The 14,963-nt window shown below is 59.5% G+C and carries 11 protein-coding genes, 1 tRNA gene and 1 riboswitch; of the genes, 4 read left to right on the top strand and 8 right to left on the bottom strand.

Annotated elements, in window-relative coordinates:
- Nucleotides 1-22: 22 nt before the first annotated feature.
- Complete coding sequence (locus tag VMR03_RS07805) at nt 23-505, bottom strand: winged helix DNA-binding protein (protein ID WP_325403926.1); 483 nt, start codon at nt 503-505, stop codon at nt 23-25.
- Nucleotides 506-872: 367 nt separating this feature from the next.
- Here VMR03_RS07805 and VMR03_RS07800 point away from each other — a divergent pair, with 367 nt between their 5' ends.
- Nucleotides 873-2,363, top strand: a complete 1,491-nt coding sequence (locus VMR03_RS07800; protein WP_325403924.1) for an NAD(P)/FAD-dependent oxidoreductase — start codon at nt 873-875, stop codon at nt 2,361-2,363.
- 40 nt (nt 2,364-2,403) lie between these two features.
- Here VMR03_RS07800 and VMR03_RS07795 read toward each other — a convergent pair whose 3' ends face one another.
- Nucleotides 2,404-3,921, bottom strand: coding sequence for an NAD(P)/FAD-dependent oxidoreductase (locus VMR03_RS07795; protein WP_325403923.1), 1,518 nt, complete (start codon nt 3,919-3,921; stop codon nt 2,404-2,406).
- A gap of 174 nt (nt 3,922-4,095) precedes the next feature.
- On the opposite strand from VMR03_RS07795, the gene VMR03_RS07790 reads away from it, so the two are divergent.
- The 3 genes from VMR03_RS07790 to VMR03_RS07780 all read left to right on the top strand — a co-directional run bounded on the left by VMR03_RS07790 (nt 4,096) and on the right by VMR03_RS07780 (nt 6,393).
- Entirely contained in the window at nt 4,096-4,641 is a 546-nt protein-coding gene (locus VMR03_RS07790) for a TetR/AcrR family transcriptional regulator (RefSeq protein ID WP_325403921.1), read from the top strand.
- A 149-nt stretch (nt 4,642-4,790) separates the two neighbouring features.
- Nucleotides 4,791-4,866: transfer RNA gene (locus VMR03_RS07785), tRNA-Phe, on the top strand.
- Between the two features lie 126 nt (nt 4,867-4,992).
- Entirely contained in the window at nt 4,993-6,393 is a 1,401-nt protein-coding gene (locus tag VMR03_RS07780) for a tyrosine-type recombinase/integrase (protein ID WP_325403919.1), read from the top strand.
- On the opposite strand, the gene VMR03_RS07775 is transcribed toward VMR03_RS07780, so the two are convergent.
- The 6 genes from VMR03_RS07775 to VMR03_RS07750 form a co-directional block, all read right to left on the bottom strand.
- On the bottom strand, nt 6,390-9,506 hold the full coding sequence (locus tag VMR03_RS07775; RefSeq protein ID WP_325403917.1) for a type I restriction endonuclease subunit R: 3,117 nt from the start codon (nt 9,504-9,506) through the stop codon (nt 6,390-6,392). The two genes, VMR03_RS07780 and VMR03_RS07775, sit on opposite strands and share 4 nt — an antisense overlap.
- Nucleotides 9,503-11,386 (bottom strand): restriction endonuclease subunit S, encoded by a 1,884-nt coding sequence (locus VMR03_RS07770; RefSeq protein WP_325403915.1) that lies wholly within the window; start codon nt 11,384-11,386, stop codon nt 9,503-9,505. The genes VMR03_RS07775 and VMR03_RS07770 overlap by 4 nt, the downstream gene beginning before the upstream one ends.
- Nucleotides 11,383-11,757 carry a hypothetical protein gene (locus VMR03_RS07765; protein WP_325403913.1) on the bottom strand — a complete coding sequence of 125 codons (375 nt, stop codon included), beginning with the start codon at nt 11,755-11,757 and terminating at the stop codon, nt 11,383-11,385. Before VMR03_RS07765 ends, VMR03_RS07770 begins: the two co-directional genes overlap by 4 nt.
- Complete coding sequence (locus VMR03_RS07760; protein WP_325403910.1) at nt 11,754-13,583, bottom strand: class I SAM-dependent DNA methyltransferase; 1,830 nt, start codon at nt 13,581-13,583, stop codon at nt 11,754-11,756. Before VMR03_RS07760 ends, VMR03_RS07765 begins: the two co-directional genes overlap by 4 nt.
- A complete protein-coding gene (locus tag VMR03_RS07755) occupies nt 13,580-13,786 on the bottom strand; it encodes a hypothetical protein (RefSeq protein WP_325403908.1) in 207 nt (68 codons plus the stop codon). The genes VMR03_RS07760 and VMR03_RS07755 overlap by 4 nt, the downstream gene beginning before the upstream one ends.
- 234 nt (nt 13,787-14,020) lie before the next feature.
- Nucleotides 14,021-14,569, bottom strand: a complete 549-nt coding sequence (locus tag VMR03_RS07750) for a recombinase family protein (RefSeq protein WP_325403906.1) — start codon at nt 14,567-14,569, stop codon at nt 14,021-14,023.
- A 176-nt stretch (nt 14,570-14,745) separates the two neighbouring features.
- Nucleotides 14,746-14,841: riboswitch (SAM-I-IV-variant riboswitch) on the top strand.
- The last annotated feature ends 122 nt before the right edge of the window (nt 14,842-14,963 follow it).

Here is a 14,963-nt window from a genome sequence, read left to right as displayed (position 1 = left end):
CCGCGCTGCTTTGCCGGACGTCTCAGGCCCTCTTCAACGGTACGCTGGTGTCGGCGCTCATCGACTTCAGGACGGCCTCGAGATAACGACCCATCCGTTCGAACCCGTCTTCGGTCAGTTCGACAAAGACGCGGCGGCCGTCATTTTCGTCCTTGATGCGGACGGCAAGGCCGCTGGCGACCAGATCGCCGATCCGCCGAAGCGCGGTCGTGGCGGGAACATGGGCCGCGATGCAGAGGCTCGAGACCGAAACGCGCTTGCCGGCCAGCCTCGCATGGGTGAGGTCGAGGAGCATGTCCCAGGCCGGGTCGGCGAAGAGTCCGGTCGGGAAGAACTTCATGCGCGCATTATAGAGGTCGAGCAGCATGCGCGCCCGGTGCCGGGTCAGCGTCGGTTCCTCCGCAAGGGCGGAAGCGGCGGCCGAAGCAGGGGCGGATTGGGGCAGGGAACCACCTTGACGGGCAATCAAGCTGGGAGGTTCTGTGATGAGGGCCTGGACGGGCATCCTGCAATCTCCGATTGAGTTTCATCAATCAGCGGTAGAGACGATGACGTGTCGCCCGCCCGCTGCCGGGAAGAATCATTTATTCCCTACAACCATAGTGACACATATAATCGTTAACACAACTATAACGGGATATTGAGGTTGTGATTCCGCCTCGCTGTGCCGGAACGGGAAAATGAGGGGCGGGAAGAAAATCGCTGATCGAATATTTTGCTCACACTTGGCAACTTCGCTCATACAAGTGTGTGCTTTTGCACGGCGCAGGTTGAATATTGCCGCGACTTAAAAATAGAAATCATGAGCCGTAGAGAATAAACCTCTGCCGACCTACATCGATATCTTCTCGAATCGGAGCGGAAACAGGACCATGACGATTGAACATCGGGACGTATTGATCGTCGGCGCGGGTATTTCAGGTATCGGCGCGGGTTATCACCTGCAGACGAATTGTCCAGACAAGACCTACGCGATCCTCGAAGGGCGCGAGACGCTGGGCGGCACCTGGGATCTCTTCCGCTATCCCGGCATCCGTTCCGACTCCGACATGTATACGCTCGGCTATTCCTTTAAGCCCTGGACGGAGGCGAAGGCGATCGCCGACGGCCCGTCGATCCTCAACTATCTTCGCGAGACGGCGCGGGAGTACGGCATCGATCGCCATATCCGCTTCGGCCATTACGTAAAGCGGGCCTCGTGGTCGACGCAGGACGCGCGCTGGACCGTCGAGGTGGAGCGGGGCCCCGCCAAGGAACTCGCGCGCTTCACCTGCAATTTCCTCTTCATGTGCAGCGGTTACTACAACTATGCCGAGGGCTACACGCCGGACTTTGCGGGCACGGACAGGTTTCGCGGCCGCATCGTCCATCCGCAGAAATGGACCCCCGATATCGACTATGCCGGCAAGCGCGTCGTGGTCATCGGTAGCGGCGCGACGGCGGTGACGCTCGTCCCGGAAATGGCGAAGACAGCGGCCCACGTCACCATGCTGCAGCGCTCGCCGACCTATATCGTTTCGCGCCCGGCGGAGGACGGTTTCGCGAACTGGCTCCGCCGCTACCTGCCGGCCAAGCTCGCCTACGGCATCACACGCTGGAAGAACGTGCTCTTCGGCATGTATTTCTATCGCCTGTGCAAGCGGAGCCCGCAGGGTGTGAAGGATTGGATTCTCAAGCAGGTGCGCGAGCAGCTCGGTTCCGACTACGACGTCGATACGCATTTCACGCCGAGCTACAATCCTTGGGATCAGCGCCTTTGCCTCGTGCCGAATGGCGATCTCTTCGAAGCGATCAAGTCGAAACGTGCTTCCGTCGTGACGGATCGCATCGAGACCTTCACGGAGAAGGGTTTGAAGCTTCAGTCGGGCGCCGAGCTTGAAGCCGACCTGATCGTGACCGCCACCGGGCTCAACCTCCAGGTGCTGAGCGATCTCGACATCACGATCGACGGCGCGCATGTCGATCTCTCGAAGACGATGAACTACAAGGGCATGATGTATAGCGACGTGCCGAACCTGGCCTCGTCCTTCGGCTATACGAACGCGTCCTGGACGCTGAAATGCGACCTGACCTGCGAATATGTCTGCCGCCTGCTCAATCACATGGACCGGACCGGCACCCGTCAGTGTACGCCGCGACAAACCGATCCGTCGGTCGAGCCAGAGCCCTGGCTCGATTTCTCGTCCGGCTATGTTCAGAGGTCGATCGACAAATTCCCGAAGCAGGGCTCGAAAGCGCCGTGGAAGCTCTATCAGAACTACGCCCTCGACATCGTCAGCCTGAAGTTCGGCAAGGTGGATGACGGCGTGATGGAGTTTTCAAATCCGCAGCCCGACGCGGCGGCGAGGCGGCTGGCGAGCTGAGGTCGTCGTAGGCCCGTCGCAACGCGCGCCGGGCCGGCGATCATTCCGCCGCGAGAGGAGCGAGCGCCGTCGCGCCGTCGAAATCGCCGGGTTCGAGCCGCCGCGTCTTCGCCCAATAGCTGACCGTGAAGCCCGGCCAGACGGTCGGGTTCTTGCCTGTCTCGGCGATGTACCAGCTCTTGCAGCCTGAATTCCAGACGGTCTGCTTGATGTCCTGCTGCAGCTTTGCGTTGAAGGCGTCGTGGACGTCCGACTTCACTTCAAACGTCGCGAGCTTCTTCTCGTCCATCAGTTTCAAGGCCTGCATGACATAGCGGACCTGTGCCTCGATCATGAAGATGATCGAGTTGTGGCCGAGGCCGGTGTTCGGGCCGAGCAGCATGAAGAGGTTCGGGAAGCCCGGCGCGGCGAGGCCATAATAGGCTTCCGGGCCGCCGGCTTTCGCCCAGGCTTCGTTGATCTCGAGCCCGGCGCGGCCGGTGATCCTGATTTCCGAAAGAGGATCGGTCGCCTTGAAGCCGGTGCCGTAGACGATGGCGTCGATCGGGCGTTCCTTGCCGTCGCGGGTGACGATCGAATGTTCGCGCACTTCGACGATGCCGTCGGTGACGACTTCGACATTGGGCTGCGTCAGCGCCGGATAATAATCGTTCGAGATCAGGATGCGCTTGCAACCGATCGTGTAGTCGGGCGTGAGCTTCTTGCGCAGCACCGGATCTGGAATGACATGCGCGAGATATTTGCGCGCGAGCCTTTCGATCCGCTTCATGATCTTGGGATTAACGGTGAAGCCGAGCGCCGCCGATTCCATGCGCCAGTAGAGGAAATCGCGATAAAGGCGATGTACGAAGGGCAATGTGTTGAAGAGCGTCTTTTCCCATTTCTTCATCGGCCGGTCGAGCTTCGGCAGCACCCATGGCGGCGTACGTTGGAAAAGATGAAGCTGTTTCACCCGCTTCTGGAGATGCGGCACGAACTGGATCGCGGACGCGCCCGTGCCGATCACCGCGACGGTCTTTCCCTCGAGATCGTAGTCATGGTTCCATTCGGCGGAGTGGAAGGCTTCGCCCTTGAACGTATCGAGCCCCTTGAGCGAGGGATAGGCGGGCAGGCAGAGCGCGCCGACGCCAGAGACCAGAATGCGCGTGGTGAGCGTGTTGCCTGTCGTCGTCGTCACGCGCCACATCGCCGTCGCCTCGTCGAACTCCGCATGAGCGATGCCTTCACCGAAGCGACAATGGGGCCGCACACCGTATTTCGCCGCGCAATGGCGCATATAGCTCCAGATCTCGCCCTGCGGCGCATAGGCGCGCGACCAGAAGGGATTGGGTTCGAAGGAGAAGGAATAGAGATGCGAGGGCACGTCGCAGGCGCAGCCTGGATAGTGGTTGTCGCGCCAGCTGCCGCCGATATCGCCGGCCTTCTCGAGAATGACGAAGGAGGTCCGCCCCGCTTCGAGAAGCTTGATCGCCATGCAGAGGCCCGAAAAACCCGCACCGATGATGACGACATTATGATCCGGTTTGGCGGCGATAGGGTGCTTTACGGCGGCATTCATGCGCGGGGGTTCCTCTTCGGGCGGGAAGGACCCGCTTTGACTTTTTGTCAGATTGCATCTGACAACGGATCATGTCAACATGTAAATATGTTGGATGAAACAGACGACAAACCGCGACGGCGCTATCGCGGAGAGAGCTCTACGGAACGCCGGACGGCGCGCTGGGAGCGGCTCGTGACGGCAGGGCTCAAGACCTTTGGCGGCATGGGCTACAAGGCCGCCACGGTCCGTCAAGTCTGCGCTGAGGCGGGGCTCACCGAGCGCTACTTCTACGAGTCCTTCACCAGCAAGGATGACCTGTTCCTTGCCGTATACGCCCGTTGCGTCGATCGCGTCGGCGTGGCGCTGATCGCGGCGCTGGAAGCGGCGGACGACACGGCCGAAGCCAAGGCACGCGCGCTGCTCGAGGCCTATTTCGGCGAGCTGCAGAAGGACCCGCTTTTTGCCCGCGTACTGCTGATCGAGGTTCTGAGCCTCGGGCCCGAACTCGAGCACGTCTACCGGGAGGCGATGGGGCTTTTCACCGATCACTTGCAGGCCGAAGCCAGCGTCCTGCTGCCGCGAAAAAGCGTGGCCGAGGGGCGGGCGGAGATTGCCGCCGCGGGGATCGTCGGGGCGATCGTCCACGTCGCCATGCGCTGGGTGATTTCGAATTTCGAACGACCCCGCGAGGAGGTCTTGCGCGGGCTTCTCGACCTGCTGATCGCCGCGAGCCGCTGACCTGCGCGGGCCCTCCGGACGGGCTTAAACTCCGGCTCCGCTCGGCCTTGATCTTTGCTTTCGGGGCGACGACCGGCGCTGGACAGGCCGGAATCAATCTCCTATAAACCGCGGGCCTTGCCGCCGGGGATACCCGGGCGGAACGCGCGGCCCAGGTAGCTCAGTTGGTAGAGCATGCGACTGAAAATCGCAGTGTCGGTGGTTCGATTCCGCCCCTGGGCACCATTTCCCACGTCAGCAGAAAATAAGAAGTCATTATAAAACAATGACTTAAACCGATTTTCCGACCTTCCATATCCCTAAACAGGTAGGACAATAGGTAGGACAAGCGGTGTGACAGGGGATATGGTGATGGCGCTTGTCATCCAACTTGATGCGACAATTTCGTTGGCCATGAAGTACGTCATGCAGAAGGGTAAGACCTTTTATTTCCAGCGCCGTATCCCGCCGGAAGTGCAGCAGCTCTATGGCGGCAAGCGGACTTACATCAAGAGCCTCCAAACCAGGGACCCGTTCATTGCAGGGCGGAAGGCGCGCGAGCTTGGCCGGAGCTTGGAGCTCTATTGGAAGTCTCTCCGTCGAGGTGGCGATCTTGAGACAGGCTTGAGTGCCGTCGAGGTCCGACAGACGGCTAGTGCGCTTCTCCACCAACACAATCTTCACCCTAAGGACTGGCAGCACCGGGAAGATAATCCCAGGATCGATGCACGCATCGATGCGTTCCTGGCTGAGGAGGTCGATCCCTACCGTGCCTCAGACGAGCTGACACGCCGCGACGAGACTTTGGAGGACGTATTGCCTCCTGAGAAGCTGGCGGCCTTGCAGATGCTGCGAGGCGAGATGATCTATCGCCTCTCGGATGCTCGTGATCTCTACATCAAACACAAAATCAGGGGTGACAAGGAAGCGAGCAAGAAAGCCCGCCGTCTGGTGGAAGCCGGTTTTGAGTCCTTGGAACATTCGATCGGCAAAGGTGACCTGCCTCTGACCGAACTCAGGCGCGCGCATGTAAACAAACTCGCTGAGGAATTACTGGAGAAGGGCAATAAGACGGCAACCGTAAAGCGTCGAACGAATACACTTCGAGCCGCCATCGAACTCGCCATCCGCGAATATGAAATCGATATGCGCAATCCCTTCGATCGGGTCCTCATTCGAGGGCATGGCGAAGATAGCAAGGAGCGGGAGCCGTTCACAGAAGGGGAACTGAAGGAAATCGGCAAGGCCTGCAAGGAGCGAGATGACGATGTACGCTGGCTGGTCGCTTTGGTGGAAGATACCGGCGCGCGCATGGCCGAGATTGTCGGCCTGAGGATCGGTGACATCCACGTCGAAGCCGAAATCCCCTACATAGATATTCGCCCGAATGACGTGCGTCGATTGAAGACGAAGAGTTCCGAGCGTCAGGTCCCGCTCGTCGGCTTCGCGCTATGGGCGGCAAAGAGGATTGTTGCCGAGGCGGAGGAGGGGTGCCGGTGGGCCTTCCCGCGTTACGTTCGTGAGGACGATCATGCGGCTACCCACGCCTCGAACACCATCGCGAAGTGGCTGAGAGGAACGCTGAAGATCGACAAGACCGCTCACTCCTTCCGGCACGCCATGCGCGACCGGCTGAGAAACGTCGGTGCCCCAAAGGACATACAGGACGCCATTGGCGGCTGGTCCAGCAAGGACATTGGCGACAACTACGGCAAAGGCTACGCGCTGAAATTGCTGGCGGAATGGATGAAGAAGGTCGAGCTTGCCGCCTAGGTGGCCTTCATCTCCGCCCCGCGCGCCCGCAGAGCCTCATAGAGCTGCGCAGGACCAAGCAATGTTTCGAGCAGGCCCCGCTGGACTCGTTCGGAGTTCAGCGTCTGCTCGCCCATGGCGTTATAGACATCGAGCGCGTCGATCACCGCATCGAGGAACTGCTTCGACAGGTCCGGCGATGCCGAGAACTGCGTCTTGCTGTTGTTGCTCGCCTGCTGAATGAGCGTGTCGGATGCAAGCAGCTTGCTCTTCAGGCTGTTGACATAGACGAGCCGGTCGTCATCCGTGATCTCGCCAACAAAGAGGTCATTCACCTTCTCGATGATCTCGCGCAGAAGAGCCTTTTCCTTCTCGTTGATCGAGCCACCTCCGCTCTCCGTCATCGGCTTCAGCTTCTCGGCCTCGCCTGAGAGAGGCAGCGTCTTCGCGCCCTTGTTGGCCAGATGATGATGCGTGAGCTCCACCTGTGACAGATCGATCCCCACGCGCTCGCGCCCGAAGTCGAGGAGCCGCCCGAGCGGCTTGAAGAAGAGCGCGCGTTTCTCGATATCGGTGTTGCCGTAGTCGAAAATCTGCGACAGGAACGTGTACATGCGCACATAGGACGCGATGTCGGCTTTGAAGAGCACAAGGCCATTCATTTCGTTCTGGGCGGCCTCCGCTTCCTTCTCGTCCTTTTGCGCCCTGGCCACTGCGAGCCGCTCCTGCGTGGCTTTATAGAGCTTCAGAAGGCGATCCACGACGGGTTCCAATGCGCCCGCCAGATCGCCATTGGTGGAGGCGGGATTCATCACGACCTTCACCACGCGTTCAACTTCGTAATCATCATAGAAGCCGAGAGCGTCGAGCTTCGCGCGTAGATCGAAGACGAGATTGGGGTCGGTGACGGCCTCAAGCTCCGCCGTCTCGTAATAGGTCCTGAAGGCGGCCAGTACCTCCTCGGCGTCATTCACGAAATCAAGGACATAGGTCGTGTCCTTGCCCGGATGGGCGCGGTTGAGGCGCGAGAGGGTCTGCACCGCCTGGATGCCCGCAAGCCGCTTGTCCACATACATGCCGCAGAGCAAAGGCTGGTCGAAGCCGGTCTGGAACTTGTTGGCGACCAGTAGGATTTGATACTCCGCCGTATTGAAGGCGTCGCGGATGTCCCGCCCGCGCAGGCCGGGGTTCATCGTCTGGCCTGCTTCCGTGAAGGGATCGGGGCCGCTTTCCTCGTCATCCACATCGCCGGAAAAGGCGACCAGCGTGCCGATCTTGTAGCCTTCCACCCTGACGTATTTCTCGATGGCGAGTTTCCAGCGCACAGCCTCCACGCGGCTGCTGACGACAACCATCGCTTTCGCGCGGCCTTCGAGCAACGGCGCGACGTTCTCGCGGAAGTGCTCCACCACAACCTGAACCTTCTGGCTGATGTTATAAGGATGGAGCTTCACCCAGCGCATGATGCCCTTGAGCGCCGCGCTGCGCTCGACCCGCGTCTCGTCATATTCCTCGCCGCCATGCGCGAGTTTGAAGGCGGTCGCATAGGTCGTGTAGTTCTTCAGCACATCGAGGATGAATCCCTCCTCGATCGCCTGCCGCATCGAATAGACGTGGAAGGCCTGCGGAAGGTTTCCCGGCCCTGCCGGTTGTGTGGGGTTGGGCCGCGTCCCGAAAAGCTCAAGCGTCTTCGCCTTGGGGGTTGCGGTGAAGGCGACATAGGTGATGCCGCTCTCCGCCGCCCGCGCCTTCATCTGCGCGGCCAGCAAGTCCTCGGTCGAAACCTCGCCGCCATCGGCAAGCTCGTTCATCTCTTCGACGCTCAGAACAGCCTTGAGCTTCGAGGCGGTCTCGCCGGTCTGCGATGAGTGCGCTTCATCCGCGATGACGGCGAAGCGTTTGCCCTCGGTCGCGGAAAGCTCCTGCACTTTTTGCAGGGCGAAAGGAAAGGTCTGGATCGTGCAAACGACGATCTTCTTGCCGCCGGAAAGCGCTTCCGCGAGCTCGCCGCTCTTGCTTCCGCCTTCTCCTTTCACAACGGCCACGACACCCGTGGTCCGCTCAAAGGCGAAGATCGCTTCCTGAAGCTGCGCGTCGAGCACCGTGCGATCGGAGACGACGAGCACGCTGTCGAAAAGCTTGCGGTGCCCCGCGTCATGCAGGTCGGAGAGAAAGTGTGCCGACCAGGCGATGGAGTTGGTCTTGCCCGATCCCGCCGAGTGCTGGATCAGATATTTGCCGCCCGGCCCCTCGCCGAGAACGGCGGCCATCAGCTTCCGTGTCGCGTCAAGCTGGTGGTAGCGCGGGAAGATGATCTTGCTGACCTTGCTCTTTTCCTTCTCCGCGACCAGATACCGCCCGAGGATTTCAAGCCAGCTATCGCGCGCCCAGACCTCTTCCCACAAATAGGAAGTGCGATGGCCGCTGGTGTTCGGCGGGTTTCCCTTGCCCCCATTGTCGCCCTTGTTGAAGGGCAGGAACTTGGTGGCGGGCCCTGCAAGCTTCGTCGTCATCATCACTTCGCGGTTGCTGACCGCAAAATGGACGAGCGCTCCATTGGGGAAGGAGAGCAGAGGCTCCGGCGCGGCCTGCCCCTTGGGCCTCGGCTGGCGGTCGAAGCGATATTGATAAACGGCGTCCTCCACGCTTTGCGTGAAGTCGGTCTTGAGCTCCACGGTCGCGACAGGCACGCCGTTAAGGAAGAGCACAAGGTCGATGCAGTTCTCGTTATGCAGCGAATAGCGGACCTGCCGCACGACGCGCAGGCGATTGGCCGCATAGCGCGCCAGCGTCTCGGGGTTCATCGCCAGCGCCGGTTTGAACTGGCAAAGCGCGATCGGCTGGCGCAGGCCCAGAATCTCGATCCCCTGGCGCAACACGTCGAGCGTCCCGCGATCATCGAGCGACTTGCGCAGGCGATCGAGCAGCACGGTCTCCGCCGCCGCGCCGTTGCTCGCTTCGAGCTTCTCCCAGGCCTCCGTTTGCGTCTCCTTCACCCAAGCGATGACATCCGCTGGAAAGAGTGCACGAGCGCGATCATATTGGCCTGCATCGCCATCTGCGTGAAGCCAGCCCTGCGCGGCCATCTGCGCACAGATTTCATCCTCGAAGGCGATTTCCTGATGCAGGTTCATACTAACAACTGGCGATATGTTTTGGGGCCGGTGCCTGATGGAGTGAGGCTATGTCGCCGCATCCAATCAAGCCACCCATGCAGATCATCAGGATTCTGAAACTTTTCCGGTTTCTCCGGGTGCCAATCATTCAGGAAACCGTACACGATGTCGTCATCGCTCGGGGTTTTTCCATCCATAAGATCATCGTTCCAAACGGCGTAGAGGGTTGCGATCGCCTCAGCCCCCTCCTTGCCGATATAGGTCAAGTCGGTGATCAACTTGTCGAGCTTCCTCATGCGATCCGGGCCCAGAAGTGCAGCTAACTCGGCCCTGTGGCGTCCGGTCCGCTTGGTAGTTCTATAAGTGACCGCCGTGCCAGCTCCCCGAGGTCGTTCGACCACGATGCTGCTAATTGCTTGAACCTCTCTGTCGATCTCGTCCATCATTTCACCGTCCCAAGGTCCAGCCGCTTCACGAAGATAGTTCCCTTTGAGTTCGGATATGTCGGCATAAGCCTCAGCGAGATACGCGAGTTTTTGCAACTTCACACGCCGCAAAGTTTGAATGTTGGTTACCCGTTCGATGATTTCAGTGGCAACGAGGCCACGCACGCGCGCGCGATCGACAGGAAGGGGGATGATTTTCGCCGAGGGCCTTACATCAATCTTGCCGGTGACGGCTGCGGAGATGAGTGCGGCACGGCGCTCCACGGAGAGTGCAACAACCTTTTCCGCCGTCGCGATCAGATTGTCTATTTGAGCGGTCTGCTTCCGAATGAAGGAAACTATCTCTGCTTGTTCATTTAGAGGGGGGCGCGCGAATCGGAACATGGTGATGTCGGGCATGTAGATTGTATTGTGAGTCGAACCCATCATCAGGCGATCAAACTCCTTGGTCATTCCGCGAAAGACAAAAAGCAAAAACGCAGGTTCCAGATCATCACTGCACACCCAGTTCGCAAAGTCTTGAGTGGTCGCCATATCGACTCCCATGATGGCCGAGTAGCCGACCGAAGCTGTCCGCGAGAGCATAACGGTTCCTTTTGGGAGCAATCTTGCAGAAGAGTTGGCTAAGCCAACCTCGCTAACCTTCTCGTTCGTCTCATAGATATAGTCAGCATGGCCACGGCGGATTTGCCAAACGTCGGCAAGTGAGAACCAAGGGACGGTGCAATTTTCCCACCAGTCGGCTCGCGATCGGCTAGGCGTGTGGCCGGATTCCAATTTCGCGGAATAGCGGATTGGCATCACCGTCCAATGCTCCGGCACCTCGCCGAGCCATTCGATGCCGGAGTCTTTCATCGGTACGTTCGGGTTCAGCCCTTTGGTGACGGCGTGGGAAATGACCGCCTGGCGTTTTTCCTTCAACAACGCGATCAGCCGCCGTTGCTCCTCCACCAGCGCATCAATCTTCGCGGTCTCGTGATCGAGAAAGGCAGCGATGGCTGTTTGTTCTTGTACAGGAGGAATCGTAACTTCAAGCTCATAAGCTCTTTCTCGCGCCAAGCCGGGAACGCCGGTATCCTGTGAAAATTGATCGAGGCCAAGCAATTGAAGCGCGTAATAAACCCAGCGCAAGACTTGATCGGTGGTTTGGCGATCTATCGAATAGGCTGTGTCGATCACGAATCCACCGTTTTCAGCCCAAACGATTTTCCCGAATGAGCCTTTTCGACCGACGACAATTGCGGGACAGGCAGTATTTGCTCGGGAATGGAGACCGACAACACCATTGGACCCGAAGACCTCAATCTCACCGTCTTCGCGAGCGTCAGCAGCAAGGGCATCGCCATAGCGAAGCCTCACGTAGCGTTTCAGCAGCCCAACTTTCCAATGCTCCGGCACATCGCCGAGCCATTCCACGCCGCTATACTTGTAGGCCGGATAAGGCTTGCTCATAACACACCTGCCTCTCCGGCAACTTCCCGGATGACCCGGACGGCCTGCCACAAGTCTGTCACCTGAAAGCGGATCAGGTCGCAATCCTTGAAGGCGTTCTCACCAAAGAGATTGTGGTTCGGCTTGCTTTGATCGAACTCGCTATGATCGTAGAAGACGTGTTCAATGTCTTTCAGCCTGTGCTGACGAACGCTGTCCGCGCGAACCCATAGATTCTGAAACCTGACACGCTCGGGCTCGAAGCCGATCGGAAGCCCGTCTCGCGTCATGTAGCGTTCTGCATGGGTGGCGTGCCCTGCCTTGGACATAGAGATGCACGGATGACTTTCGAGCAGGGCTCGGATCGCCTGGCGAAGCTCTTCCCCCGTCATGCAGACAGCTCCCCGATCATGCGGACGATGCGGTCCGTGACCTGCTTCAGGTCCGCGTCGATCTCGGCCAGGGCGCGCGGCGGCTCGAAGACATAGAAGCGCCGGTTGAAGGGGATTTCATAGCCGACCTTCGTCTTCTCATGGTCGATCCAGGCATCGGGTGCGTGGGGAAGCACCTCGCGCTTGAAATAGGTCTCCACATCTTCGCTGAGCGGCACATTCTCCGTGTCGCGCAGTGCGCTATCCGGCTGTTTCTTGCCCTTCAGCTTGCCTTTGGTGGCAAGCACGATCTTGCCCGCTTCATCGCGCAAGGGCCGCTCGATGGTGATGGTGCGATAGCCGAACTCTTCGGTCTTGAAGAGGCGCGAAAGCGGCGCGAGCTTCACCTTGCCGTCTTTCGGTGCCTTGGGCGACTTGCTGCCTTGCAGGACGATTTCGCGCGCAACCTCCTTTCCCTCGGCGTCGAAGACGGTCGCAAGCTGCGCCTCTGCGCAACTGCCAAAAAGCTTCGTGATCTCGGCGATATGCTCTTCGGAAAGCTCCCGGCGCTTGTTCCCCAAGCTCTTACGCATCTTCTGCCAGAAGCTCGATGCGTCGATGAGCTGGACGAGGCCTTTACGGCTCTTGGGTTTCTTGTTGCTCAGTATCCAGACATAGGTGCTGATGCCGGTGTTGTAGAACATGTCGGTGGGAAGCGCGATGATCGCCTCCACAAGATCGTTCTCCAGAACATGGCGGCGGATTTCACTTTCTCCGCTGCCCGCGCCGCCCGTGAAAAGCGGCGAGCCATTGAGCACGATGCCGAAGCGGCCACCGCCATCCTTCAAGGGCCGCATCTTGGAGACGAGATGCAGCAGGAAAAGGAGCGAGCCATCCGAGACGCGCGGCAGGCCGGGGCCGAAGCGACCGGCATAACCTTTCGTCTCGTGCTCCTTGCGAACTTCCTTTTCGACCTTCTTCCATTCGACGCCGAAGGGCGGATTGGACAGCATGTAGTCGAAACTTTCGCCCTCATGGGCATCGTCGGAGAGCGTATTGCCGAGGACGATCTTGTTGACGTCCTGGCCCTTGATGAGCATGTCGGCTTTGCACATGGCATAGGACTCAGGGTTGAGCTCCTGGCCATACATGGTGAGCCGCGCATTGGGATTGTGCGTCTTCAGATAGTCATCGGCGACGGAGAGCATCCCGCCCGTTCCCGCCGTCGGATCATATATGGTGCGCACCGTGCCGGGCGTGTTCAGCACATCATCGTCTTCGACGAAGAGCAGATTGACCAGAAGGCGAATGACCTCGCGCGGCGTGAAGTGCTCACCCGCCGTCTCGTTGGAATCCTCGGCGAACTTGCGGATCAGCTCCTCGAACACCGTTCCCATATCGGCGTTGCTGACCTTGCTGGGGTGAAGATCGAAATTGGCGAACTTCTCCGCCACCATGTAGAGAAGGCCCGACTTGGCGAGCTTTTCGATCTGTACGTCGAAGCCGAAGTTCTCGAAGATGTCGCGCACATCGGCGGAGAAGTCGCGCATATAACTCGTGAGGTTCTTCTTGATGTGGTCGGGGTCGCCAAGCAGCTTGCGCATGTCCATTGGCGAGGTGTTGTAGAAGCTCTGTCCCGCCCTGCGCCGCAATATGGCGTCGGAGGCTTTGCCGTCCTTGGCTTTATGCTCCTTGAGCACGGCCTCCTTGGTCGCCTCCAGCACGCAGTCAAGGCGGCGCAGGACCGTGAACGGCAGGATGACCTTGCCATAGTCCGATTGCTTGTAGTCGCCACGCAGAAGATCGGCGACCGACCAGATGAGGTTGGAGAGATTGGATTGGCTCATGCGGTCTTGCGTCCTTTGTACCGCTTCGCGGCTTCGAGTTTCTTGGGGCTTGGGGCGAGCCGATGGGCCCTGGCGTAATCAAGGACCAGGACCTCGACCATCGACGCAACCGAACGCCGCTCGCGCCCTGCGGCCTCGCGCAGCAGCGCCTTGATCTCGCCCGTGGTGCGGATTGAGAGCGTTTCGTCCTTATTGCGCGGCATCGCGTCCCCCCGTTGCCGAAGTGCGGCCAATGTACTGCCTCGGGAGGCGTATGGCCAACTCACATATGGCGCTGGCCGCACGTCGCCGACGAAGGCCGAACCACAACAACAAGAAGCCGGGGCTTTAACCCTCTTTTTGAAATGGGGCCTGGGTGCCCCAGCGCGAGGGGACCCGCCAGGGTCGCCCGAGGGACCCTTTCAAGCTTCGCGCGGGCGGGGCGACGGCGGACGCGCTTATGTCTCGTCGCCTAGCACGCGATAGACACTCGCTTTGGACAGGTCGAACTCCTTCATCAGGTCTTTGATGAGGACGCCTTTCTTTCTCTTTCGCCGGAGCTCGGCGCGCTGATGATCGGTGAGCTTGGGTTCGCGCCCGAACTTCACGCCGCTCGCCTTGGCCTTGGCGATCCCTTCAAGCTGGCGCTCCTTGCGGATGTCGGTCTCGAACTCGGCAATGATGGCGAGGAGGCCGAGCAGCGCCTTGCCTGCGGGCGTCGAGGTGTCGATGTGCTGATCGAGGACAGAGAGAGCGACGCCCTTGCGCTTCAGCTCCTCATGGATCGCGTAGAGATGGCCGGTTGAGCGCGCCAGCCGGTCGAGCTTGGTGACGACCAGCGTGTCGCCCTCGCGCACATACTCAAGGCAGCGCTTCAACTCTGGCCGCGCCCCATCGAGCCCGGAGCGCTTCTCCTGGAAAAGCTTGCCGCAATCCTTCAGTTTCTCCCTCTGCACATCCAGGCTCTGCCCCGACGTGCTCACTCGCGCATATCCAACCTTCGCCATGTCTCACATCATCTATAGTGTTTCGAGAATATAGATATGAGACATGGAAAGAGACACATCAAGAGGGGAGGCGCAAAAAGTATACTTTTTGAGACGCGGAAACTGGCGGGCGCGACCCTTCCTTGTGCAGATCAGATTGCGAGGGCTTGACGTTTCGAGAGGAGCGATTATTTTTTTCACAACATCCAGAGTGGGCTGACGCCCCGCCAACCAGCCTGACCGGGCAACGGTGGCATCTGATGTGACCCTTCGGGGTAACAATTCGGTCCGATGGACATATGCGTCAGCCTCCTTTGGTGTCGAACCAGGGAGGTTTTTTATGCCTGATTTACATTGCGCCGACCGACGCCAAATCCTCAGAGAGCGCACTGAGACGATCGAGTTCCGCGACGAC

Origin of the sequence: Parvibaculum sp., assembly GCF_035511255.1 — a bacterium.
Classification (GTDB): Bacteria; Pseudomonadota; Alphaproteobacteria; order Parvibaculales; family Parvibaculaceae; genus Parvibaculum.
Note: the sequence above shows the minus strand (reverse complement) of the source record. Positions and strands in the feature narration are given on the sequence as shown.

Coding starts and splice junctions, on each gene's coding strand:
- VMR03_RS07795 (WP_325403923.1), bottom strand. CDS start 3,921: ATGAATGCCGCCGTAAAGCACCCTATCGCCGCCAAACCGGATCATAAT.
- VMR03_RS07765 (WP_325403913.1), bottom strand. CDS start 11,757: ATGACGGGGGAAGAGCTTCGCCAGGCGATCCGAGCCCTGCTCGAAAGT.
- VMR03_RS07755 (WP_325403908.1), bottom strand. CDS start 13,786: ATGCCGCGCAATAAGGACGAAACGCTCTCAATCCGCACCACGGGCGAG.
- VMR03_RS07775 (WP_325403917.1), bottom strand. CDS start 9,506: ATGAACCTGCATCAGGAAATCGCCTTCGAGGATGAAATCTGTGCGCAG.
- VMR03_RS07805 (WP_325403926.1), bottom strand. CDS start 505: ATGCCCGTCCAGGCCCTCATCACAGAACCTCCCAGCTTGATTGCCCGT.
- VMR03_RS07770 (WP_325403915.1), bottom strand. CDS start 11,386: ATGAGCAAGCCTTATCCGGCCTACAAGTATAGCGGCGTGGAATGGCTC.
- VMR03_RS07780 (WP_325403919.1), top strand. CDS start 4,993: ATGGCGCTTGTCATCCAACTTGATGCGACAATTTCGTTGGCCATGAAG.
- VMR03_RS07800 (WP_325403924.1), top strand. CDS start 873: ATGACGATTGAACATCGGGACGTATTGATCGTCGGCGCGGGTATTTCA.
- VMR03_RS07750 (WP_325403906.1), bottom strand. CDS start 14,569: ATGGCGAAGGTTGGATATGCGCGAGTGAGCACGTCGGGGCAGAGCCTG.
- VMR03_RS07760 (WP_325403910.1), bottom strand. CDS start 13,583: ATGAGCCAATCCAATCTCTCCAACCTCATCTGGTCGGTCGCCGATCTT.